At 64.5% G+C, this 20,920-nt stretch carries 23 protein-coding genes; 9 read left to right on the top strand and 14 right to left on the bottom strand.

Features of this window, described 5'->3' with window-relative positions:
- Positions 1 to 178: 178 nt before the first annotated feature.
- The gene (gene ctrA / locus SCLO_RS05685; RefSeq protein ID WP_066520805.1) at positions 179 to 886 is read left to right on the top strand and encodes a response regulator transcription factor CtrA; all 708 of its coding nucleotides are present in this window, start codon (positions 179 to 181) and stop codon (positions 884 to 886) included.
- Positions 887 to 1,137: 251 nt separating this feature from the next.
- Here ctrA and SCLO_RS05680 read toward each other — a convergent pair whose 3' ends face one another.
- The 5 genes from SCLO_RS05680 to SCLO_RS05660 are packed head-to-tail and all read right to left on the bottom strand — an operon-like array spanning position 1,138 to position 4,132.
- Positions 1,138 to 1,935 (bottom strand): metallophosphoesterase, encoded by a 798-nt coding sequence (locus SCLO_RS05680; protein WP_066517405.1) that lies wholly within the window; start codon positions 1,933 to 1,935, stop codon positions 1,138 to 1,140.
- A 21-nt stretch (positions 1,936 to 1,956) separates the two neighbouring features.
- On the bottom strand, positions 1,957 to 2,511 hold the full coding sequence (gene dcd / locus SCLO_RS05675; RefSeq protein ID WP_066517407.1) for a dCTP deaminase: 555 nt from the start codon (positions 2,509 to 2,511) through the stop codon (positions 1,957 to 1,959).
- 6 nt (positions 2,512 to 2,517) lie between these two features.
- Positions 2,518 to 2,955, bottom strand: coding sequence for a cytidine deaminase (locus SCLO_RS05670; RefSeq protein WP_066517409.1), 438 nt, complete (start codon positions 2,953 to 2,955; stop codon positions 2,518 to 2,520).
- On the bottom strand, positions 2,952 to 3,608 hold the full coding sequence (locus SCLO_RS05665; RefSeq protein WP_066517411.1) for a GH25 family lysozyme: 657 nt from the start codon (positions 3,606 to 3,608) through the stop codon (positions 2,952 to 2,954). Before SCLO_RS05665 ends, SCLO_RS05670 begins: the two co-directional genes overlap by 4 nt.
- 41 nt (positions 3,609 to 3,649) lie before the next feature.
- The gene (locus SCLO_RS05660; protein ID WP_066517534.1) at positions 3,650 to 4,132 is read right to left on the bottom strand and encodes a UPF0262 family protein; all 483 of its coding nucleotides are present in this window, start codon (positions 4,130 to 4,132) and stop codon (positions 3,650 to 3,652) included.
- A 114-nt stretch (positions 4,133 to 4,246) separates the two neighbouring features.
- On the opposite strand from SCLO_RS05660, the gene SCLO_RS05655 reads away from it, so the two are divergent.
- Positions 4,247 to 5,731, top strand: coding sequence for a replicative DNA helicase (locus SCLO_RS05655; protein ID WP_066517412.1), 1,485 nt, complete (start codon positions 4,247 to 4,249; stop codon positions 5,729 to 5,731).
- 57 nt (positions 5,732 to 5,788) lie between these two features.
- On the opposite strand, the gene SCLO_RS05650 is transcribed toward SCLO_RS05655, so the two are convergent.
- The 8 genes from SCLO_RS05650 to mtgA all read right to left on the bottom strand — a co-directional run bounded on the left by SCLO_RS05650 (position 5,789) and on the right by mtgA (position 12,465).
- Positions 5,789 to 6,184, bottom strand: a complete 396-nt coding sequence (locus tag SCLO_RS05650) for an MAPEG family protein (RefSeq protein ID WP_066517413.1) — start codon at positions 6,182 to 6,184, stop codon at positions 5,789 to 5,791.
- 77 nt (positions 6,185 to 6,261) lie between these two features.
- Complete coding sequence (locus SCLO_RS05645; protein ID WP_066517415.1) at positions 6,262 to 7,050, bottom strand: phosphoadenylyl-sulfate reductase; 789 nt, start codon at positions 7,048 to 7,050, stop codon at positions 6,262 to 6,264.
- Positions 7,043 to 7,483 carry a DUF934 domain-containing protein gene (locus SCLO_RS05640; protein ID WP_066517416.1) on the bottom strand — a complete coding sequence of 147 codons (441 nt, stop codon included), beginning with the start codon at positions 7,481 to 7,483 and terminating at the stop codon, positions 7,043 to 7,045. The genes SCLO_RS05645 and SCLO_RS05640 overlap by 8 nt, the downstream gene beginning before the upstream one ends.
- A complete protein-coding gene (locus tag SCLO_RS05635) occupies positions 7,476 to 9,107 on the bottom strand; it encodes a nitrite/sulfite reductase (protein WP_066517417.1) in 1,632 nt (543 codons plus the stop codon). Before SCLO_RS05635 ends, SCLO_RS05640 begins: the two co-directional genes overlap by 8 nt.
- Before the next feature lie 3 nt (positions 9,108 to 9,110).
- Positions 9,111 to 9,407: a DUF2849 domain-containing protein gene (locus SCLO_RS05630; protein WP_066517419.1), complete on the bottom strand. Its 297-nt coding sequence runs from the start codon at positions 9,405 to 9,407 to the stop codon at positions 9,111 to 9,113.
- Positions 9,404 to 10,192, bottom strand: a complete 789-nt coding sequence (gene cobA, locus SCLO_RS05625) for a uroporphyrinogen-III C-methyltransferase (protein ID WP_066517536.1) — start codon at positions 10,190 to 10,192, stop codon at positions 9,404 to 9,406. Before cobA ends, SCLO_RS05630 begins: the two co-directional genes overlap by 4 nt.
- 93 nt (positions 10,193 to 10,285) lie before the next feature.
- Complete coding sequence (gene astD / locus SCLO_RS05620) at positions 10,286 to 11,719, bottom strand: succinylglutamate-semialdehyde dehydrogenase (RefSeq protein ID WP_066517420.1); 1,434 nt, start codon at positions 11,717 to 11,719, stop codon at positions 10,286 to 10,288.
- A 50-nt stretch (positions 11,720 to 11,769) separates the two neighbouring features.
- Positions 11,770 to 12,465, bottom strand: a complete 696-nt coding sequence (gene mtgA, locus SCLO_RS05615; RefSeq protein ID WP_066517537.1) for a monofunctional biosynthetic peptidoglycan transglycosylase — start codon at positions 12,463 to 12,465, stop codon at positions 11,770 to 11,772.
- A gap of 174 nt (positions 12,466 to 12,639) precedes the next feature.
- Between mtgA and SCLO_RS05610 the strand changes: the two genes are divergently transcribed.
- Positions 12,640 to 13,143, top strand: a complete 504-nt coding sequence (locus SCLO_RS05610; RefSeq protein WP_066517422.1) for a GNAT family N-acetyltransferase — start codon at positions 12,640 to 12,642, stop codon at positions 13,141 to 13,143.
- Positions 13,144 to 13,236: 93 nt separating this feature from the next.
- On the opposite strand, the gene SCLO_RS05605 is transcribed toward SCLO_RS05610, so the two are convergent.
- Positions 13,237 to 13,890: a prolyl hydroxylase family protein gene (locus SCLO_RS05605; RefSeq protein ID WP_231923358.1), complete on the bottom strand. Its 654-nt coding sequence runs from the start codon at positions 13,888 to 13,890 to the stop codon at positions 13,237 to 13,239.
- Positions 13,891 to 14,065: 175 nt separating this feature from the next.
- Here SCLO_RS05605 and SCLO_RS05600 point away from each other — a divergent pair, with 175 nt between their 5' ends.
- From SCLO_RS05600 to SCLO_RS05575, 6 genes are all read left to right on the top strand, one after another.
- Positions 14,066 to 14,899: a type II secretion system protein N gene (locus SCLO_RS05600; protein WP_066517424.1), complete on the top strand. Its 834-nt coding sequence runs from the start codon at positions 14,066 to 14,068 to the stop codon at positions 14,897 to 14,899.
- On the top strand, positions 14,896 to 17,082 hold the full coding sequence (gspD, locus tag SCLO_RS05595) for a type II secretion system secretin GspD (RefSeq protein WP_066517426.1): 2,187 nt from the start codon (positions 14,896 to 14,898) through the stop codon (positions 17,080 to 17,082). Before SCLO_RS05600 ends, gspD begins: the two co-directional genes overlap by 4 nt.
- Positions 17,079 to 18,626, top strand: a complete 1,548-nt coding sequence (gene gspE / locus SCLO_RS05590; RefSeq protein WP_066517428.1) for a type II secretion system ATPase GspE — start codon at positions 17,079 to 17,081, stop codon at positions 18,624 to 18,626. The genes gspD and gspE overlap by 4 nt, the downstream gene beginning before the upstream one ends.
- Entirely contained in the window at positions 18,619 to 19,836 is a 1,218-nt protein-coding gene (gspF, locus tag SCLO_RS05585; protein ID WP_066517430.1) for a type II secretion system inner membrane protein GspF, read from the top strand. Before gspE ends, gspF begins: the two co-directional genes overlap by 8 nt.
- Positions 19,837 to 19,980: 144 nt before the next feature.
- Positions 19,981 to 20,442: a type II secretion system major pseudopilin GspG gene (gspG, locus tag SCLO_RS05580; RefSeq protein ID WP_066517433.1), complete on the top strand. Its 462-nt coding sequence runs from the start codon at positions 19,981 to 19,983 to the stop codon at positions 20,440 to 20,442.
- Positions 20,443 to 20,494: 52 nt separating this feature from the next.
- Positions 20,495 to 20,902 (top strand): GspH/FimT family pseudopilin, encoded by a 408-nt coding sequence (locus SCLO_RS05575; protein WP_231923403.1) that lies wholly within the window; start codon positions 20,495 to 20,497, stop codon positions 20,900 to 20,902.
- Positions 20,903 to 20,920: the final 18 nt, after the last annotated feature.

Raw genomic sequence — 20,920 nt, 5'->3', positions numbered from 1 at the left:
TCCGGGCCGGCCGTTACGCCCTCAACCCTTTGTAAAGTGATTCATTTTACCGCGACTCGCGGAATCCTGCGGGTTAGCGAAAAATTAACCTTTGTCCTTCAGAAGTTTTTTGGTTAATGAATTACAGCAGATGCCGTTCTGGTGGGGTGAACGGACCTGTTACCAAAAGGGGCTTCACATGCGCGTCCTGCTTATTGAAGATGAACCGACCACGGCCAAGGCCATCGAGCTGATGCTCACGACCGAAGGGTTCAACGTCTATACGACGGACCTGGGTGAAGAGGGCCTCGACCTCGGCAAGCTCTATGATTACGATATCATTTGCCTGGACCTGAACCTGCCGGACATGCACGGCTATGACGTGCTCAAGAAGCTGCGCGCCGCCCGCGTCCAGACTCCGGTGCTGATCCTGTCGGGCGTGGCGGAAATGGACAGCAAGGTCCGCTCCTTCGGCTTTGGCGCCGACGATTATGTGACCAAGCCCTTCCACCGCGAGGAACTGATCGCGCGTATCCACGCCGTCGTCCGCCGGTCCAAGGGCCATTCGCAATCGGTGATCCGCACCGGCAAGCTGGCCGTCAATCTGGACGCCAAGACGGTGGAAGTGGACGGCAACCGCGTCCACCTGACCGGCAAGGAATATGCGATGCTGGAGCTGCTCTCGCTCCGCAAGGGCACCACGCTGACCAAGGAAATGTTCCTGAACCACCTTTACGGCGGCATGGACGAACCGGAACTCAAGATCATCGACGTTTTCATCTGCAAGCTGCGCAAGAAGCTGGCGCTGGCCTGCGGCGGAGAGAATTATATCGAGACGGTGTGGGGCCGCGGCTATGTGCTGCGCGACGCCGAGGAAGAAGCGCAGGTTCAGGCCAAGGTCGCCTGAATTTTCCGAGACAACAGGGGGTGGAAAGGCCGGTGTTCCGTTAAGGAGCGCCGGCCTTTTCCGTTCATGGTGGCGGCGGTTTGGGGTGGATTGGCGACAGTCCGCTTTCTTCATTCCGTTCGCCCTGAGCGAAGTCGAAGGGCTCGGCCGACCGTAGGGAGGCCACTTTGCTCCGCCCAGTGGAGGGCTTCGGCAAGCTCAGCCCGAACGGAGATTGGATGTCCGCTCTTGGCCGAATCCTGCCATTCGTGTTAGCTATGTTCTCCTAAATCCCGTTCCACCCCCGTCTGGATAAACCACCGCGCCGTCCCTTCCAGCCCGATGGCGGTGAGCCGCCCGGAGCGATAGGCGCCCGTATCGATGCCGATGCGGTTGGAGCATTCGTCCACATCCTCGCTGATGCTATGGCCATGGACGATGACCTTCTCATGCCCGTGCGGATAGTCGAGGAACTCGGCCCTGATCCAGCGCAGGTCGTCGGGCGACTGGGCATGGAGCGCGATGCCCGGCTTCACCCCTGCATGGACGAAGAAATAATCGCCCATCTCCACGCTGTCCTCGAACCCTTCCACGAAATCGACATGGGCCTGCGGCACATTGTCGGCCATCCAGTCCGCCAGTTCCTCATCGTCCATGGCGCGGCATTCCCGCGGGTCCAGCCCATAGCTCGCCGCCGTTTCCGCCCCGCCATATTGCCGGAAGAAGTGGGTCGCGCGGACATGGCCCCGCGCCGCCAGCAAGAATGCTTCCTCATGATTGCCCTTGACGAAGCGGACGAGAGGATCGGTCCGCGCCAGTTCCATGGCGCGTTCGATCACCTGCGCGGAGCAGGGGCCCCGGTCGACCAGGTCGCCCAGCAGGATCAGATGCGCCGGCATCGCCCCGCGCGCCTCATGGTCGCGCGCGATCAACTCCAGAAGATCGCCCAGAAGGTCGTTCCGGCCATGGATGTCCCCGATGGCGTAGACCCGCCGGTCGTCGCCGACGCTGGGCGACAGGGGCGCTGTCATCGGCGCTTTGCGGCGCAGCCATGCGGGAAGGGCGATCATGCCGCCGATTGTTGCACGGCTTCAGAGGCGCGGCAATGTCACCCCTTGCTGGCCCATATATTTCCCCGCCCGGTCGGCATAGCTCACCTCGCACGGCTCATTGCCTTGCAGGAACAGGAACTGGCACGCGCCCTCATTGGCGTAGATCTTGGCGGGCAGGGGCGTGGTGTTGGAAAATTCCAGCGTCACATGCCCCTCCCAGCCCGGCTCGAGCGGGGTGACGTTCACGATGATCCCGCACCGCGCATAGGTGGACTTGCCGAGGCAGATGACCAGCACGTCACGCGGCACCCGGAAATATTCGACCGTGCGGGCGAGCGCGAAGCTGTTGGGCGGGATGATGCAGCAGTCGGTCTTGCGGTCGACGAAGCTGTTCGACGCGAAATCCTTGGGGTCCACCACGGCGCTGTCGACATTGGTGAAAATCTTGAACTCGTCCGCCACCCGCGCGTCATAACCATAGGAGGAGAGGCCGTAGCTGATGCAGCCGTCCCGCCGCTGATTTTCCACGAAAGGCTCGATCATGCCGCTGTTCAGGGCCTGCTCGCGAATCCATTTGTCCGACAGGATAGCCATTGGTCCTCAGCTTTTCTTCTTCGTGACGCCCAGGTCCGCCGGACCGAAGGCATGGGGCAGCAGCGTGGCGACGCCATGTTCCATCATGGCGTCGCCGCTTGCAGCAGCGCAATAGACGGCGATGGGGCGGCCCGCAATCTGCTCCGCTTCATGCATGACCTGACGGCACCGGCCACAGGGCGAGATGCAATCCTTGCCGCCCGCCACGGCGATCGCCTCCACATCGGCCAGCCGCCCCAGCGAGTTGACGGTCGCCAGCACCACTGTTTCGGCGCAAAGCGACAGGCCATGGCTCGCATTCTCGAAATTCGCGCCGGTGACGATCTGCCCATCCGTCAACCGCACCGCCGCTCCCACCGCAAAGCCGCTATAGGGCGCATGGGCATGCGCCATTGCCGTTCGCGCCGCTTCCACCAGAGCTTTCGCGGATGCCTCTTTCCTCATGGCGCGACCACATTCCAGCGCACAGGACCGTCCACCCCGTCGATGTGCCGCATGTCGCTGGCGGTCCACACCACCCACGGCCGCGTCGCATAATCGGGCGGGAAGAAATTGCCGTCCAGCCACAGCGTGCGGTTGATGCCCGAGCCGATGTCGTAATCGGCGTCGAAATCCTTCGTCACGTTGAGCAGGACCGGCTTGCCCGAATGGCTTTCGATCAGGTTGATGAGCGTGTTGAGTTCCGAAAGCACCTTGTCCCGTCCCGGCCGTGCCTTGCAGGCGGGGTTGAACGCCAGCCTGACGACCGGGGGCAGGGCCGCATTGTCGCGCGGCACCGTGGTGATGAAGGGCGTCGCCTGTTCATAGGCTCGGCGGCACAGGCCGAACTCCAGCATCGCGCCATAGCGGATCCCGGCCTTGCGCGTTTCGGCCCAGTTCGCGCCGAAGGCCGGATCGCGTTGGCCCCAGCCATTGGCGGCGCGGATATAGGCGAAATCCGTCCCCTGCGCCGCCAGCGTGCCCCAATCGATGACGCCGTTGCCCGCATCCACCGACACGCCCTGCATCGGATAATGGTCGCGGTCCGGCGCCCAGCCGCGCGCGTAGAGCCACAGCGCCGTCATGAGCGCCGCGCTCACCGCCAGCGCAAAGCCCATGCGCGCCAGCCATTGCCGCGAAGTCAGCCCCCCGATTGTCCTCACCCCTTGATATGCAACACGCAGATCAGCGTGAAGAGCCGCCGTGCGGTGTCGAAATCCACCTCGATCTTGCCTTCCAGCCGTTCCATCAGCATTTCCGCCGCCTGATTGTGGATGCCGCGTCGCGCCATGTCCACCGTCTCGATCTGCTGGGGCGAGGCGTTGTTGATCGCCTGATAATAGCTGTCGCAGATCGCGAAATATTCCCGGATAGGCCGACGGAACCGGCCCAGCCCCAAGATCACGGCTTCCAGCGGGCTGTCGTCTTCGCGCTGCATTTCGATCACCAGCCGCCCGTCCTCGACCCGCAGCAGCACCTTGTAGGGACCGGCATAGCCGTCCTCATGCACTCGCTGCGGCGCGAAATGATTGTCTTCCAACAGGTCGAAGATCGCGATGCGCCGTTCCTGTTCGACATCGGCGTTGCGCCACAGGATCGTGCGTTCGTCGAGTTTTATGTCTATGATGCGAGGATCGGCCATGGTGCAGGCTTCCGTCACTGCGGCGGGGAATGACGAAATGCAAGCGCGACTTATCCACAGATCGTTTCGAACTGGCATCTTGCGCGGGGGCTCCGGCGGCGCGATGAGGGACGAATGGTTGAACTGGTGAAGATCAATGCCGCTCCCGATGCGGGTGGCCCCGAACTGCCGCGCAATGTGGAGGCGGAGGCCGCGCTGCTGGGCGCGCTGATGATCGACAACCGGATCGCCGAGGACATCCAGCTCAAGCTGAAGCCCGAACATTTCTTCGAGCCGCTGCATGGCCGCATCTATGAAGCGGTGATGAAGCTGGTCGAGCGCGACATGATCGCCAATCCGGTGACGCTGAAACCCCTGCTCGATCAGGACCCGGCGCTCAAGGAACTGGGCGGCGCAGGCTATCTGGCGCAACTGACCGGCAATGGCGCGGCGCTGCTGGGCGCGCGCGATTTCGCGCAGCAGATCTACGACCTGGCCTTGCTCCGGCAGCTTGTGAATGTCGGACGGGAACTGGTTGAAAATGCGCTGGATACCAGCGAGGACGTCAATCCCCGCGAACAGATAGAGCAGGCCGAAGTCTCGCTCTATAAAGTGTCGGAAGGGGAGGGCGAAGTCGGTTCGGTCAAGAGCTTCGCCGCCGCCACCACCATGGCCGTGCAGGTGGCAGAACGTGCGTTGAACAGCGGCGGCCATGTGTCGGGCATCACGACCGGCATCAACAGCCTCAACGAGAAGATCGGCGGCCTTCACAATTCGGACCTCATGATCCTGGCGGGCCGTCCGGGCATGGGCAAGACCTCGCTCGCCACCAACATCGCCTATAATGCCGCCTCCCGCTGGCTGCGCGACCATGCCGACGGCATCCCGCCGGAAAAGAATATGGGCGCCAAGACGGCCTTCTTCAGTCTGGAAATGTCGGCGGACCAGCTTGCCACGCGCGTTCTGGCGGAACAATCCGGGATCAGCGGCGAAGCGCTTCGCATGGGCAAGATCAGCCGCGCCGATTTCCAGAACCTTTCCCGCGCCGCCCGCGAGTTGCAGGAACTGCCGCTGTTCATCGACGACACCCCCGGCCTCACCATCGCGGCGCTTCGCACCCGCGCGCGTCGTCTGAAGCGTCGCCATGACATTGGCTTCGTCATCGTCGACTATCTTCAGTTGTTGCAGGGCACGGGGAAGGGTAGCGACAATCGCGTGCAGGAGATTTCGGAAATCTCCCGTGGCTTGAAGACCCTGGCGAAGGAATTGAACGTCCCGGTGCTGGCGCTGTCCCAGCTCAGCCGTGCCGTCGAGCAGCGCGAGGACAAGCGTCCCCAGCTATCGGACTTGCGCGAATCCGGCTCGATCGAACAGGATGCGGACATGGTATGGTTCGTCTTTCGCGAGGATTATTATGTCGCCGCCAAGGAACCGGGAAACAAGGAAAGCCCCGAGCATCTTGAATGGGCACAGGAAATGGAGCGTATCTACGGCCTTGCGGAGTTGATCGTCGCGAAGCAGCGCCACGGCTCCACCGGCCGCATCCGCATGAAGTTCGATGCGAAGATCACGCGCTTCTCCGACCTGGCGGAGGGCAGCTATATGGAAGATTACGAATAACGGAAGCGGATGCGGGATTTCGGTCAGGTGAGATCGCCAGCGATCCGTCCGAACCCGCTATCCCCGGATCAACGGCATCAGCACCATGACCAGCCCGGCAAGGCTGACCGCAAAGGCCAGCGTCCGCACGACCGGCACACCCAGCCCGTAAAGCGGCAGATATATCAGCCGAGCCCCCAGCCAGATCCACCCGCCCAACGCGGTCCATTCGCTCGTCCGCCCTGCCAGCACGACGCCGATCAGCGCCACGATGGCGATGGGGAAGGTCTCCTGAAAATTGGCCTGCGCCCGCACGAGCCGTCCGGCCATGGGACGCAGCGGCGGCAGCGTTTCATCCCGCGCTCCCATGTTCCACCCAGCGCCATATTGCCTAGTCTTGAGATGCGCGGCCGCGAAGATATGCACCAGCAGCAAGACCGTGCCCCAGGCCAGGATCTTGAGTTCGACGGGCATGATCCTCTCCTTCGTGCGAAAGGGTCATTCTAACCTTTTGCGCGCAAAGGGAAACCCTCCCTTTGCGCGCTAGGCGATCAGAATACGGGCTGGTTGGCGGGATCGTCGGGATCGCCGACCGGCGTCACAGTCGAAACCGGCGAGTGGATGCCGCATTCCACCTTGTCCCATCCGCGCCACCGGCCCGCGCGCGGGTCTTCGCCCGGCAGGACCTTGGACGTGCACGGCTCGCAGCCGATGGACAGATAGCCCTGCGCCTCCAGCGGATGCCGGGGCAGGTCATGTTCGGCGAAATAGGCTTCCAGATCGGCTTTGGTCCAATCGCCCAGCGGATTGAGCTTCAGCCGCCCATCCTCCACCTCGAAGCGGGGCAGGTTCTGGCGCGTCACCGACTGGAACGCCTTGCGGCCGGAAATCCAGGCATCGAGGCCGTCCTTGGCGCGGGCCATCGGCTCGACCTTGCGGATCTCGCAGCAGCCGTCCGGGTCGTAGGACCAGCGCAGGCCCGTTTCGTCCTTCGCCGCGATCACATCCGGCTTGGGCGCGACCACCCGGCTGTCGGTGAACCCGAAGCGTTCGATCAGCGTGTCGCGATAGTCCAGCGTCTCGCCGAACATCTTGAGGGTATCGACGAAGATCACCGGCACAGTGCGGTCCGCCTGCGCCACCAGATGCAGCAGCACGGCGCTTTCCGTGCCGAAGGAGGAGACGACGGCGACATTGCCCGCCAGTCCCTCGGCAAAGACCGTCTTCAGCATGGGCAGCGTGTCCACGCCTTCGAACCGTTGGTTCAGGGCATCGGCGTCGGCCTGGGTAAAGGCGGAGCGGGCGTCGATCAGGTCGATTTCACGGGCGGCTTTAGCCATTCACACTCTCCGGGTGCCGTTTCGCCCATACCGGGCGGCGGCCATCGACGGTTTTTTGATACACGTCGGCATAGCGATTAAGGGCGCGCTGTACGGCATCGTCGTCCAGCGCCTTGTCGGGCCGGAAGCTGTCGAAGCCGCATCGGCGCATGGGGACGATCTGGTCCACCAGCACATCGCCCACGGCGCGCAGTTCGCCCTGGTAGCCCGCCTCCCGCAGGATGCGCGCCGCCGAATAGCCGCGCCCGTCGGTATAGGCGGGGAAATTCACCTCCACCAAGGAAAGCCGGTCGAGATAGGGCAGCAATTCCCGCGCATCCTCGCCCGCTTCGATGCGGACGGCGGTGGAGTTGGACTGGCCGGTGAAGGATTCGACCGTCACGGCGGGTTCCTGCGCGGCGTCGCCGTCGCGGAAAGTCAGGAACTCAACCATAGATCGCCTCCTTGAAGGGCTTCATGCCGATGCGGCGATAGGTGTCGAGGAAGCGTTCGCCCTGCTCGCGCTCCGCCAGATAGATGTCCGTGACCTTCTCGATCGCGTCGACCACGCCGTCCTCGGAAAAGCCGGGGCCGGTGATCTGGCCCAACGAAGCATCCTCCGCGCCCGATCCGCCGAGCAGAAGCTGGAAATTCTCCACGCCCTTCCGGTCCACGCCAAGGATGCCGATATGGCCCGCATGATGGTGGCCGCAGGCGTTGATGCAGCCGGAAATCTTGAGCTTCAGTTCGCCAAGGTCCTTCTGCCGCTCCGGCGACGCGAAGCGTTGGGACAGCTTCTGCGCCAGCGGGATCGACCGTGCATTGGCAAGGCTGCAATAATCGAGGCCGGGGCAGGCGATGATGTCGCCGATCAGGTCCAGATTGGCCTCGGCCAGCCCCGCTTCGTCCAGCTTCTGCCAGATGGCGTAGAGGTCCGCTTTCCGCACATGCGGCAGGACGAGGTTCTGGGCATGGGTGACGCGCAGTTCGTCGAGCGAATAGCGTTCCGCCAAATCCGCCACCAGATCGATCTGGTCGGCCGAAGCGTCGCCGGGAATGCCGCCCACCGGCTTCAGGCTGATGTTGACGATGGCATAGCCGGATTGCTTATGATCGACGACCTGCCGTTCGACCCATAGCGCGAAGGCCGGATCGCTGCGGTCGATTTCGTCGCTCAATCCCTGCTCATAGGCGGGATTGGCGAAGAAGGGGCGGATGCGGTCCAGTTCCTCGCGGGGCGGGTTCAGCCCCAGCGTCTTCATATGGGCGAATTCTTCCTCGACCTGCCGCTTATATTCCTCGACGCCCAGTTCGTGGACCAGGATCTTGATCCGCGCCTTGAACTTGTTGTCGCGGCGGCCATAGCGGTTGTAGACGCGCAGGCACGCTTCCAGATAAGACACGATCTCATCTTCGGTCACGAAGTCCCTGATTTGCGGCCCGACCATCGGCGTCCGTCCCATGCCGCCACCGGCATAGACTTCCGCGCCGATCTCATCCCCGCGCTTCACGAGCTTGAGGCCGATGTCGTGCAACCGCATCGCCGCGCGGTCCTCTTCCGACGCGATCACGCAAATCTTGAACTTGCGCGGCAGATAGGTGAATTCCGGATGGAAGGTCGACCATTGCCGCAGCAGTTCCGCCCAGGGGCGGGGGTCCGTCACCTCGTCGGCGGCGACGCCCGCATATTGGTCGGACGAGATGTTGCGGATGCAGTTGCCGCTGGTCTGGATGGCGTGCATCTCCACCGTCGCCAGTTCGGCGAGGATGTCGGGCGCGTCGGCCAGCTTGATCCAGTTATACTGGATGTTGGTCCGCGTTGTGAAATGGCCGTAGCCCCGGTCATATTTGCGCGCGATCTCGCCCAGCTTGCGCATCTGCTTCGCCGACAATGTGCCATAGGGGATGGCGACGCGCAGCATATAGGCGTGAAGCTGGAGGTAGAGGCCGTTCATCAGCCGCAGCGGCTTGAACTGGTCCTCGGTCAGATGTCCGGCAAGGCGGCGCTGCACCTGATCGCGGAACTCCTCGACGCGGGCGTCGACGATGGACTGGTCGTAGCTGTCGTAACGATACATGGTTCAGATCACCCAGTTGCCGGCGTCGGCGTCATTCGGTTTGAGCGAGAGGTCGGGGCGCACCGTTGGTCCCAAGGCACGGATGCGGTCCTTGATATGCGCGGGGCGGATGCCTTCATCGGTCACGGTCGCGTCGATCACATAGGCGCCCACCACGCGCTGCGCGGCTTCCTCGGAGCGGACGAGGTCTTCGCCCTTCTCGCCGACATCGGCCGAATCGCCGACCTGCCGCGACCAGCCGTCGCCCGCCCACCAGATCACGTCGCCGGTGCCAAGGTCGTTGCCGGTCAGAATCTTCACTTGTGCATCTCCGAAACCATCTCCGCCTGCGCGCTCCATCCCGCCAGCACGTCGCGCGCCAAGGCATGAGCCGCCACTTCCCCGACGACGATCAGCGCCGGGCTCTTCACCTGTTCCCGCTTCACCATGTCGCCCAGATCGGCGAGCAGCGTGCGAAGCGTCCGCATATCAGGGCGCGTGCCGTTTTCCAGCACCGCGACGGGAATGCCTGGCGCGACGCCATCGGCCATCAGCTTGTCGGCGATGTCCGCCGCCGTCGCGACGCCCATATAGATGACGAGGGTTCGCCCCTTGCCCGCAAGTCCCGACCAGTCCTGATCCGTCAGTCCTTTGCACTGGCCGGCGACGAAGCTGACCGCGCTCGACGCAGCGCGGTGGGTGAGGGGGAGTTGCGCCTGCGCTGCGCTGCCGATCGCCGCGCTGATGCCCGGCACGACTTCTACTGGCACTCCAGCCTCGCGGCAGGCGTCCACTTCCTCGCCCCCGCGTCCGAAGATGAAGGGGTCGCCGCCCTTCAGCCGCACCACCGACTGCCCGGCTTTCGCCAGCCGCACCAGCAGGGCGTTGATGTCCTGCTGCGGCATGGAATGGCGGCTGCGCTGCTTGGCGACGGAGATCAATTCCGCCTCCGGCGCGGCCATCGCCAATATCTCGCGGGAAACGAGGCCGTCATGCACGATCACCCGCGCCGCGCCGATCAGGCGGGCGGCGCGCAGCGTCAGCAGTTCCGGATCGCCCGGACCCGCGCCGACGAGATAAACGGTGGCAGGGACATTTTCGGCCATGCTGGCCCACATGGCGAACGCGCAGGCGAACTGCAATCCAGAATGCTTTTACCGGGGCGTAGGAAAAGTTGCGACCCGAGAAGCCCCGCCTTTTCAATCCCCCATCGCGCTGGTGTCGACAGGCTTCAATCCGACTCCGATGGAAGCGCGCGGCTGCTCGATTTCCGCCGACACCACCGGATAGGCGCAATAGTCCGCCGCATAATAGGCGCTGGGCCGGTGATTGCCGGAAATCCCGACGCCGCCAAAGGGCGCGGCGGACGAGGCGCCGTTGGTCGGCCGGTTCCAGTTGACGATCCCGGCGCGGATCTGCGTCCAGAACTGGTTATATTGCTCCGGCGTCCCGCCGATCAGCGCGGCGGACAGGCCAAAGCGCGTATTGTTCGCCTCCGCGATGGCGGCGTCGAAGTCGGGAACGCGGACGACCTGAAGCAGCGGCCCGAACAACTCCACATCGGGCCGTTCCGCCATTGCCGTCACGTCGATGATAGCCGGCGTCAGGAAGGGCAGGTTCTTCATCGGGCGGACCATATGCTTGATCGGCTTGCCGCCATTGCTCATCAGGTAGAGGAAGCTTTCCGTCAGCCCGTCCGCCGCCGCCTCGTCGATCACCGGCCCCATGAAGGGCGCGGGGTCGGCATGGGGATGGTCGACGATCAGCCGGTCGGCGATCTTCTTGACCTCCCCGATCACGGCGTCGGCGATGCTGTCCTTGACGATCAGGCGGCTGGCTGCGGTGCAGCGCTGGCCGCTCGACAGGAAAGCCGATTGCACCACCAGCGTCGCGGCGGCGGCGATGTCGGGCGTGTCCCAGGCGATCGCCGGATTGTTGCCACCCATTTCCAGCGCCAATATCTTGCCTGGCTCGCCCGCGAACTGGCGGTTGATCGCGATGCCCGTCTGCGCCGATCCGGTGAACAGCACGCCGCCCACGTCGGGATGCGCCGCCAGCGCCTTGCCCTCTTCCGCCGCGCCCAGCAGCAGGCGGACCGCATCCTGTGGAATCCCCGCCTCATGATAGAGCTTCACCAGCATCTCGCCCACGGCGGGGGTCTTTTCCGAAGGCTTGAACACGACGCTGTTGCCCGCCAGCAGGGCTGGGACGATATGCCCGTTGGGCAGATGCGCCGGAAAATTATACGGCCCCAGCACCGCCATCACGCCATGGGGCTTGTGCCGGACGGACTGGCGCGCGCCCATGGCGGCGTCCAGCCTTTTCTGCCCGGTGCGCTCGGCATAGGCGGATATGGAAATATCGACCTTGCCCATCACCGCGGCGACTTCGGTCCGCGCGTCCCACAGCGGCTTGCCGGTTTCCCGTGCGATCAGGTCGGCCAGCCTGTCCTCATGCGCGCGCACCACATTGACGAAGCGGCGCAGCGTTTCGATGCGATAGGCGATGGGCTGCGCGGCCCAGAGCGGCCAGGCTGAGCGCGCCCGCGCGACCTCTGCCTCCACATCGCCCGCCGCCCCCTGCCACAAAAGCGCGCCGGTGGCCGGTTCGAACGAGGTCAGTGCCGAAGACATGCGATGAGGATATGGCGGAAAAAAGCGGGAGAGGGAAGGCGGTTATGCCCTCATCGCAGGCAGGCGTCCAGCCCATCGCGCTGCACCACGCCGATCCGCGCCGCGATGCTGTTGCCATAGCGCCGGGTGAAGCCGCTGGGCGCGACCGCCGCCCGCTTCTTGGGAAGGGGGAGCACGGCGGCGATCCGCGCGGCCTCCGCCCGCGTCAGGCGGCTGGCGTCATGATGGAAATAGCGCATGGCGCCCGCATTGGCGCCATAAGTCCCGATCCCTGTCTCCGCGACGTTCAGATAGACTTCCATGATCCGCTTTTTGCCCCATATGCCTTCGATCAGCAGCGTGAACCAGGCCTCGAACCCCTTGCGGACGAAGCCGCCGCCCTGGATCAGGAAGACATTCTTCGCGGTCTGCTGGCTGATCGTCGATCCGCCCCTGATCCGCCCGCCGCTGGCATTGTGGCGCATGGCCTGCGCGATGGCGTCGACGTCGAAACCATGGTGCGAACAGAAACGGCTGTCCTCCGCAGCGATGGCGGCGCGGGGCATATTCTGGTCCATATCTTCCAGGCTCATCCAGTCCTTGGTGAAGCCGTGGGAATCGAACAGCATGGTCCATGTGACGGGCGGCGGAACGAAGCGGTACAACCCCACCACCAGGAGTGAAACGATCACGAATCCCGCCACGATCCTGAACGGAATCATGATCCAGCGGGAACGGCGGCGCGATGCGGAAGGCCTGGGCGTCATGACGCCCTCGTAACGCGGCAGCCCCGTTTCATTCAAGCGGCGAAGAAATCCCTTCGATCCGGTTGAAATTCCTTCGGGAAGTGCGCCATTGCGGTTAAAAGACATCCATCATTGGGGACATCGGCCATGAACCGACCGCAAACAGAGCGCCCGCCTCGACAGGGAGGAGTGGAAATGACGCCGCCCAGCGGTTGGAGGCCGATGCAGCCATCCGACATTCCTGCCGTCTCCGGGATTTCCGATGCGGTCCATGGGGTCTTCACGGAAGACGCGGCCATCTATGCGGAGCGGCTGGCGCTCTATCCGGCGGGATGTTTCATGCTGGACCGGGATGGATCGCCGATGGGCTATCTCGTCACCCATCCCTGGACGACGGCCAACCCGCCGCCGCTGAACGAGCCGATCGGCGCCATTCCGGCCGATGCCGATTGCTATTATCTGCACGATCTTGCCCTCCTGCCCGAAGCGCGGGGCGGTCGAGCCGGATCAGCCGCGACGCAATATGCCATCGATGCCGCTCGTGGGGCGGGACAGGGCGCGATCATCCTCATGGCCGTCGGCGGCGCGGACACCTTTTGGAGGAGGCAGGGTTTCACCGACATTTCCGGCCGCCTCGATCCGGCCAAACGCGCCTCTTACGGCTCCGACGCCGTCTTCATGCGTCGGGAAATCCAGTGACCGGAACATCGACACAAGGATAGGCGGGCAGCCGTTCCCGATCATCGGCGTTCCAGGCATCACGCGATTCTTCGGCGAAACGGGACCCATCGTTCATGCCGCCATCCATGGCCGCTCGCGATACCATTTGGTGATGACATGCTTCACGCCTGCGCGCACCTTCATGCCGTGATGGAGGCTGGCGGGGTTGTAGGCGCCCGGGCCGGTCCGGTTGTTCCACGCGAGCAGCTTGCCGGTTTCGGGCTGGACCGTCTTGCCGATCTTGATGAAGCGGGTCGCCCCGCCCGCCTGCGGCTTGTTCAGATAGATCATCAGGGTCCAGGTGCGATTGCCCGTCATGGCGCAATATTCCTGGAAATCCGTCCCCTTGGGATCGAAGTAATCGGTGTGCGCCTTGAACTCCTGCCCCACGGCATAGCGCTGGCCCTGAATGGGTTCGCCATGGGCGGGATCGATCCCGGCAAAGGCCGCGAGGCGGGCCTCCACGGTGGCGACCAGCGGATCGGCGCCGTCCAGTTCGCAAGTTTCGCTGGTGCGGAAATATCGGTCGCCATTGGCGTCGGCGATGGTCGAGGGACGGCGGCTGGAATCGATCAATTCCACGAGTCCCTCGCATTCTTCGGGCGTCAGGAAATCCCTGGCGATGAAGAGCGTCAACTCGCGGCTGGGCACGCGCTGGATGCCGGGATGGCGCGCGATCCAGGCAGGGTCCGCATCGACAGCAAAAGGGATTTGACGGTCCGACATGACGAATCCGAACTTGTGGGGAGGATGTTCCTGACCGGCCCTGACTATCGTTCGGCGCTGTAAATGCAAGGCTGACAGCTTAGCCGTTGCGATTGTCATAAAACCGACATCTACTTGTCATCATTGCGTAATCGCCGTTGCCTAGCAGGCGCCGGTGGCAAAGAGGGGCATATTCATGCAGGGGCCGGTTGGCGAGGCTGCACGGAAGTGGGCAGAGCGCTTGCGCCGCATGGACGGCGTGTCGATCATCGAAAAACTGGTGCTGGCCTTGCTGGCCATTCAGGCGGCGCGTTTGATCTGGGTGCTCCTCACGCCCGTGGGGAGCTTCGGCATCTGGTCCGGTTCGCAGGCCCGGTTTCCTTCCCCTGCCGCCCGTCAGGCTCTTTTCGCGAATTTCGATCCATTCTTCCGTGCTGCGCCGCAGCAGGAAAGCGCGAATGTCGTCACTTCCCTGGCGCTTACTCTCTATGGCGTGCGGCTGAATGAGGGAACGGGATTGGGATCGGCGATCATTGCCGGATCGGACGGGGTGCAGAACAGTTTCGCGGTCGGCGACGAAATCACCTCCGGCGTCGTCCTGAAAGCGGTTTCCTTCGATCATGTGACCATCGACCGGGGCGGATCGGAAGAACAGCTCTTCCTCGACCAGTCCCAATCCGCTCCCGACGCTGAGCAGGAGGAACGGTCCACGGCGGCGCATGCCGATGCGGCTCCGCCAGCGGGCCGCGACAATCCGACGGCGGACAGCATCAGGCAGGATGTGGGCTTCACCCCCAGAACCGAGAATGGCCGCATTACCGGCCTGATCCTGACCGCCAAGGGTCCGGGCTTCGAAAATGCGGGCTTTCAGCCAGGCGATATCATCACGCAGGTCGACGGGCAGAGCATCGGTTCGGCGAGCGATCTGCAAGCGTTGCGGACGAAGATCGCGCCCGGCGCACGCGTTTCCCTGACCGTTGAACGGGGCGCCTCCACCGCGACCATCAACCTTATGCTGCAAGGCCAATGACAAGACATTTCCTTTTATCCGCCGCCGCCGTCGCGCTTGCCCTGGCCGCTCCCCTCGCCGCGCCTGCCCAAGCGCAACAGACGCTGAACGTGCGGGATGCCGACATCAGGGCTTTCATCCAGGATGCGGCCCGCGTGACGGGGCGCACCTTCATCATCGACAACCGCGTGCAGGGGAAGGTGTCTGTCGTCACCGACCGGCCCCTGTCGCGGTCGGAATATTTCGAGATATTCCTGTCCACCCTGCGCGCGAACGGGCTGGTCGCGGTGCCGGCGCCGGACGGAGCCTATCGCATCCAGCCCGCCGACGGCGCGGCGGGGCAGCCGAGCGCCGTGGGCCGGGCGGCCAATCGTAACCAGTTCGTGACGGAAGTGTTCCGCCTCCGTTCCATCGACGCCACCAGCGCTCTTGAAACGCTGAGGCCGCTGGTCAGCAGGGATGGCTCGGTCACCGCCAATCGCGCGGGGAACAGCGTGGTGGTGGCGGACTATGCCGATAATATCGCGCGTATCCGCCAGATCATCGCGCGGATCGATCGCGACACGGCGGCAACCCAGACGGTGCTGTTGAAAAATGCCGGAGCGCGCGAAATCGCGACATCGCTTCAGGCATTGGTGGCGGGCGGCGGCGGGGAGGGCGGAGCGCCCGCAGCCGCGACCATCGTGCCGATCGACAGCAGCAATTCGGTCGCCATACGCGGCGATGCGGGCACCGTCGCCCGGCTTGTGCAGATGGCGCGCGATCTGGATCGGCAGGCCGCCAGCGGCACGGAAATCCGGGTCTATTGGCTGGAACATGCCGATGCCGAAAAGCTGCTGCCGGTGTTGCAGCAACTGGTCGGCCAATCGACCAGCGAGCCGGTCGGCGCATCCGTGCCCGCGGCACAGGGCTCTGCGCCAGCGGCGGCAGCGCCGCCGCCCGCTGTCGCGCCTGCCCCCAGCGGCACGGGCATTTCAACCCGCGGGCCGTCCATCGTCACCCGCTATGAAGGCGCCAATGCGATCATCGTGGCGGCGAACAGCGATGTGCAGCGGATGCTCGGCGAAACCATCCGCCAGATCGACACCCGGCGCGAGCAGGTGCTGGTGGAAGCCATCATCGTCGAGATCAGCGACGCGGCGGCGAAGAAGCTGGGCGTGCAATTCCTGATCGGCAGCACCAAGACGGGCTTTGCCGCGACCAACTATTCCAATGCCGCGCCCAATATCCTGACATTGGCGGGCGCGGTCGGAGCCGACAAGCTGGGGGAGACGACGACGACGGTGGTCGCGCCGGACGGAACCCGCACCACCACGACCACCAGGCAGAACGGCGACCTGGCCAACACGCTCCAGAAGGCGGCGGTGGACAGCCTGATGAACGCGACCGGCGGCTTTGGCGGGATCGCGACGCAACTGGGCAGCCACGGCATCTTCGGCGCGATCATCAATGCGGTGAAGTCGGACACGGACAGCAATATCCTGTCCACGCCTTCGGTCATGACGATGGACAATCAGAAGGCGTCGATCCTGGTCGGCCAGCAGGTGCCGGTGACGACCGGCGAGGCGCTCAGCCAGAATTTCGACAACCAGTTCCGCACCGTCCAGCGGCAGGATGTCGGCATCAAGCTGGAGGTGAAGCCGCAGATCAACGCGGGCGGCGCGATCAAGCTGTTCCTGAAGCAGGAGGTGTCGAGCGTCGCCGGGCCGGTCAGCAACAACAATAGCGACCTCATCATCAACAAGCGCGAGATCGAGACCACGGTCACCGTGGACGATGGCGAGATATTGGCGCTGGGCGGCCTGCTGGACGACAATGAGCGCAAGACGATCGAGCGCATTCCCTTGCTGTCCGACATTCCGGGGCTGGGCGAACTGTTCAAGTCGCGCAGCCGCAGCCGGACCAAGACCAACCTCATGGTCTTCATCCGGCCGACCATATTGCGCAGCAAGGAGGACGCCCAGCGCCTGACGCAGCAACGTTACGGCTATGTGCGGGACATGCAGATGCGGCGCAATCCGGACGTGGAGCCGGGCATAGACGAACTGGTGCGCGATTATATGGGCGCGGTGCCTCCGGGCGCGGCGGCGGGGCCGGGCGATGCGGTCGTGCCGCCCCCGCCCCAGGTGATCGAACCCACCGCCCGCCGGTCGAGCGGCGTGGTGCGCCCCGTCGAAGTTCCAGCCAGCGACGCCCGGCCATGAGCGATCCCCAAGGACCCGATACCGGTCCGATCCCGCCGCATGTCGGGCCGCGCGCGCTGGACATCCCTTATCTGTTCGCGCGGCGGCACGGCGTCGTGCTCCTGCCGGAAGAGGACGGGCGGCTGGCGGTCGCGGTGCGGGAGGGGAGCGATCCCCGGATATTGCTGGAAGTCAGGCGGCATCTGGCGCGCAGCTTCGACGTGCGCTTCGTCGATGCGGCGCAGTTCGACCGGAATCTTTCCGATCACTATGCGATGGAAGGCAGCGCGGCGGCGATGGCCGGCTCCATTGAGATGGGTGAGGACGAACTCGATATATTGGCGGCGGATATTCCGACCGCCGACGATCTGCTCGATAGCGCGGACGATGCGCCCGCGATACGCCTGATCAACGGCATCATCGCCGAAGCGGCGCGGCAGGGCGTGTCCGACATCCATATCGAGCCTTATGAGACGGGCCTCGTCGTGCGGATGCGCGTGGATGGCGTATTGCGCGAGACGTTGCGGATGCCGCCCCATGTCGCGCCCGTGGTGGTGAGCCGGATCAAGGTGATGGCGCGGCTGGACATCGCGGAGCGGCGGGTGCCGCAGGATGGGCGGATCGGGCTGACGCTGGGCGGCAAGCTGCTGGACGTGCGCGTGTCCACCCTGCCGAGCCGGGCGGGCGAGCGGGTGGTGCTGCGTATCCTGGACAAGGAGAATGCCGGGATTTCGCTGGATTTGCTGGGGATGACGGGGGCGGCGGACCGGATTTTTCATGAAGGACTTAAAGAACCGAACGGGATTATTTTGGTCACGGGTCCTACAGGGTCGGGCAAGACGACCACGCTTTACGCGGGTTTGCGGCACCTGAATGACGGAACGCGCAACATCCTGACGGTGGAAGATCCGGTCGAATATGCCATCGAAGGCGTGGGTCAGACGCAGGTCAACGCGAAAGTCGGCCTGACTTTCGCCGCGGGATTGCGCGCGATCCTGCGGCAGGACCCGGATGTCGTGATGGTGGGCGAAATCCGCGACCGGGAGACGGCGGAGATCGCGGTGCAGGCTTCGCTGACGGGCCATCTGGTGCTGTCGACGGTGCATACCAACGATGCGGTGGGCGCGATCACGCGGATGCGGGACATGCGGGTGGAGCCGTTCCTGCTCGCCTCCACCTTGCGCGCGGTCATCGCGCAGCGGCTGGTGCGGCGGTTGTGCCAGCATTGCCGGGAGCCGATGCAGGCGGACAAGTCCGCGAGCGCGCTGCTTGGTTTCGACCCCGGAACGATCATCTATCGCGCCAGGGGGTGCGAGGCGTGCAACGGGACCGGATATAAGGGCCGGATCGGCGTGTTCGAGGCGATCCGCATCGACGACACGATCCGCCGCCTCATCAATGACGGGGGCGATGAATCGCTGATCGCGCGCCATGCGTTCCTGAACGCGCCCAATCTGGGATCGGCGGCGCGGGCGCTGGTGCGCGATGGACAGACCACGGCGGAGGAAGCCATCCGCGTGTCGCGCCGCGACGCGATCGAGGCGGAAACCATCGCCGATGACTGAGTTCGACTATATCGCCATCGACCCGGCGGGGCGCGAGCGGAAGGGATCGGTCAAGGCCGACACGGTGGACGATGCGCGGGCGCGGCTGGACGCGCGCAAGCTGTTTATCGTGCGGATCGAGCCGGGCGCGGTGGAGACGGCGCGCAAGCGGGCGGGGCTGTCGCTGCGCAGCCCGCGCCTTTCGGCCAAGGAACTGACGCTGTTCACGCGGCAATTATCGACGCTGGTGCAGGTCAGCCCGCTGGAGGAGGCGCTCCGCACCATCGGGCGGCAGAGCGAGCAGGCGCACGTCCGCGCCATCGTGGGCAAGGTCCATGCGGGCGTGCTGGAAGGACGGCGGCTGGCCGATGCGCTGGGCGCGGAGCCGAAGAGCTTTCCGGCGCTCTATCGCGCGATGATCTCCGCCGGCGAGAGCTCGGGCAGCCTGCCCACGATCATGGAGCGGCTTTCCGAACTGATGGAGCGGCAGGCGGTGATCCGGGCCAAGGTGCTGACCGCCATCGCCTATCCCAGCGTGCTGGCGGTCTTTGCCGTGTGCGTGGTGGCGGCGCTGATGATCTTCGTCGTGCCCAAGGTGGTGGAGCAGTTCGATACGGTCGGACAGCAATTGCCGCTGCTGACGCGGATGGTGATGGGGGTTTCGGCCTTTCTGGCGGGCTATTGGTGGCTGCTGCTGATCCTGATGGGGTTGGGGGCGTTCGGTTTCTGGCGGGCGCTGAAAATCGAGAGTTTCCATTATCGCGTCGATGCCACGCTGTTGCGATTGCCTTTATTGGGCCGCCTGATCCGCGACCTGCATGCGGCGCGGATGGCGCGGACGCTTTCCACCATGGTCGCGAGCCGCTTGCCGTTGATGGAGGGGCTGTCGCTGACGACGCAGACGGTCCATAATCGCGTGCTGCGGCAGGCTTCCGAGCAGATCGTCGAGGCCATTCGCGGCGGCGGCAGCCTGTCGGCGGCGCTGCGGCGGGCGGGCGTGTTTCCGCCGCTGCTGGTTTATCTGGCCGCCAGCGGGGAGAGCGCGGGGCGGCTGGATACCATGCTGGAACGGGCGGCGGACTATCTGGAACGGGAGTTCGACAGCTTCACCTCCGCGGCGCTGGCGATGCTGGAGCCGATCATCATCATCGCCATGGGCGGCATCGTCGCCGTCATCATCCTGTCCATCCTGCTGCCGATCCTGCAATTGCAGAGCCTGACGGGGGCTTGAGGAGTGCATATGTTCAAACTGTTCCGCCATCCTGACAACCAGCCGTGTTCGAGTGCCAACGCACGCGGCTTCACCTCCTTGAGGCACTCCGCCGAACACGGCTTCGTTTCTTCGGGGCGTTCCGCCGAACACGGCTCCACTTCTTTGCGACGTTCCGCCGAACACGGCTTCACTTCTTTGCGACGTTCCGCCGAACACGGCTTCACGTTGGTCGAACTGATGGTCGTGATCGTCATCATCGGCCTGCTGGCGACGATCGTGGCGATCAACGTCATCCCGGCGACCGACACGGCGCGGGTCGAGAAGGCGAAGGCGGATGTCGCCACTATCGAGCAGGCGCTGGAGCAGTATCGGCTCGACAACCTCACCTATCCCTCAGCGACGGACGGGTTGCAGGCGCTGCTGGCGCCGCCCGCTTCGCTGGCTCAGCCGCAGCGTTACCGGCGCGGGGGCTATATCAAGAAGCTGCCCAACGATCCCTGGGGGCGGCCCTATAGCTATACCGTGCCGGGCCGGAAGGGCGCGTTCGACATCGTGTCGCTGGGCGCGGACGGGCAGCCGGGCGGAGATCATGAGAATGCCGATATTTATTCCAGCGCGCTTTGAAGGTGCGCTGGTCCGTCCTGTGCGGCAGGATGGCTTTACCCTTGTTGAGTTGATGGTGGTGCTGACGATCATCGGTTTCGTTTCGGCGGCGGTCGTGCTGGCGATGCCGGACCCGCGTGGGCGGGTGATCGAGGATGCCGACCGCTTTGCCGCGCGCGTGGCCGCCGCGCGCGACGAAGCGGTCGTGACATCGCACCCGATGGGCGTGTGGGTGTCGGCTTCGGGCTATGGCTTCCAGCGCCGGGAGGGGGCGCAATGGGTGGCGATGGAGGACAGGCCCTTCGTCACCGCCAACTGGAAGGCGGGCACGCGGGCGCTGGTCGGCAAGGACGGCGTGAAGCAGATCGGCTTTGACGGGACGGGCCTGCCCACCGATCCGCTGAAGGTGACCCTGGCGCGGGAGGGCGAACGGGTTTCGGTGACGGTCGATATGGCCGGGAAGGTCATGGTCGGTGAGTAGACGGCCGTCCGTTCGAAA

It is taken from the genome of Sphingobium cloacae (genome assembly GCF_002355855.1).
In the GTDB taxonomy this organism is placed as follows: Bacteria; Pseudomonadota; Alphaproteobacteria; order Sphingomonadales; family Sphingomonadaceae; genus Sphingobium; species Sphingobium cloacae.
This window is presented reverse-complemented; position numbering and strand designations above follow the sequence as displayed.

Excerpts from the sequence above, each read along its gene's own strand:
- ctrA (WP_066520805.1), top strand. The coding sequence starts at position 179 with ATGCGCGTCCTGCTTATTGAAGATGAACCGACCACGGCCAAGGCCATC.
- SCLO_RS05680 (WP_066517405.1), bottom strand. The coding sequence starts at position 1,935 with ATGATCGCCCTTCCCGCATGGCTGCGCCGCAAAGCGCCGATGACAGCG.
- dcd (WP_066517407.1), bottom strand. The coding sequence starts at position 2,511 with ATGGCTATCCTGTCGGACAAATGGATTCGCGAGCAGGCCCTGAACAGC.
- SCLO_RS05670 (WP_066517409.1), bottom strand. The coding sequence starts at position 2,955 with ATGAGGAAAGAGGCATCCGCGAAAGCTCTGGTGGAAGCGGCGCGAACG.
- SCLO_RS05665 (WP_066517411.1), bottom strand. The coding sequence starts at position 3,608 with ATGGGCTTTGCGCTGGCGGTGAGCGCGGCGCTCATGACGGCGCTGTGG.
- SCLO_RS05660 (WP_066517534.1), bottom strand. The coding sequence starts at position 4,132 with ATGGCCGATCCTCGCATCATAGACATAAAACTCGACGAACGCACGATC.
- SCLO_RS05655 (WP_066517412.1), top strand. The coding sequence starts at position 4,247 with ATGGTTGAACTGGTGAAGATCAATGCCGCTCCCGATGCGGGTGGCCCC.
- SCLO_RS05650 (WP_066517413.1), bottom strand. The coding sequence starts at position 6,184 with ATGCCCGTCGAACTCAAGATCCTGGCCTGGGGCACGGTCTTGCTGCTG.
- SCLO_RS05645 (WP_066517415.1), bottom strand. The coding sequence starts at position 7,050 with ATGGCTAAAGCCGCCCGTGAAATCGACCTGATCGACGCCCGCTCCGCC.
- SCLO_RS05640 (WP_066517416.1), bottom strand. The coding sequence starts at position 7,483 with ATGGTTGAGTTCCTGACTTTCCGCGACGGCGACGCCGCGCAGGAACCC.
- SCLO_RS05635 (WP_066517417.1), bottom strand. The coding sequence starts at position 9,107 with ATGTATCGTTACGACAGCTACGACCAGTCCATCGTCGACGCCCGCGTC.
- cobA (WP_066517536.1), bottom strand. The coding sequence starts at position 10,192 with ATGGCCGAAAATGTCCCTGCCACCGTTTATCTCGTCGGCGCGGGTCCG.
- astD (WP_066517420.1), bottom strand. The coding sequence starts at position 11,719 with ATGTCTTCGGCACTGACCTCGTTCGAACCGGCCACCGGCGCGCTTTTG.
- mtgA (WP_066517537.1), bottom strand. The coding sequence starts at position 12,465 with ATGACGCCCAGGCCTTCCGCATCGCGCCGCCGTTCCCGCTGGATCATG.
- SCLO_RS05610 (WP_066517422.1), top strand. The coding sequence starts at position 12,640 with ATGACGCCGCCCAGCGGTTGGAGGCCGATGCAGCCATCCGACATTCCT.
- SCLO_RS05605 (WP_231923358.1), bottom strand. The coding sequence starts at position 13,890 with ATGTCGGACCGTCAAATCCCTTTTGCTGTCGATGCGGACCCTGCCTGG.
- SCLO_RS05600 (WP_066517424.1), top strand. The coding sequence starts at position 14,066 with ATGCAGGGGCCGGTTGGCGAGGCTGCACGGAAGTGGGCAGAGCGCTTG.
- gspD (WP_066517426.1), top strand. The coding sequence starts at position 14,896 with ATGACAAGACATTTCCTTTTATCCGCCGCCGCCGTCGCGCTTGCCCTG.
- gspE (WP_066517428.1), top strand. The coding sequence starts at position 17,079 with ATGAGCGATCCCCAAGGACCCGATACCGGTCCGATCCCGCCGCATGTC.
- gspF (WP_066517430.1), top strand. The coding sequence starts at position 18,619 with ATGACTGAGTTCGACTATATCGCCATCGACCCGGCGGGGCGCGAGCGG.
- SCLO_RS05575 (WP_231923403.1), top strand. The coding sequence starts at position 20,495 with ATGGTGGTGCTGACGATCATCGGTTTCGTTTCGGCGGCGGTCGTGCTG.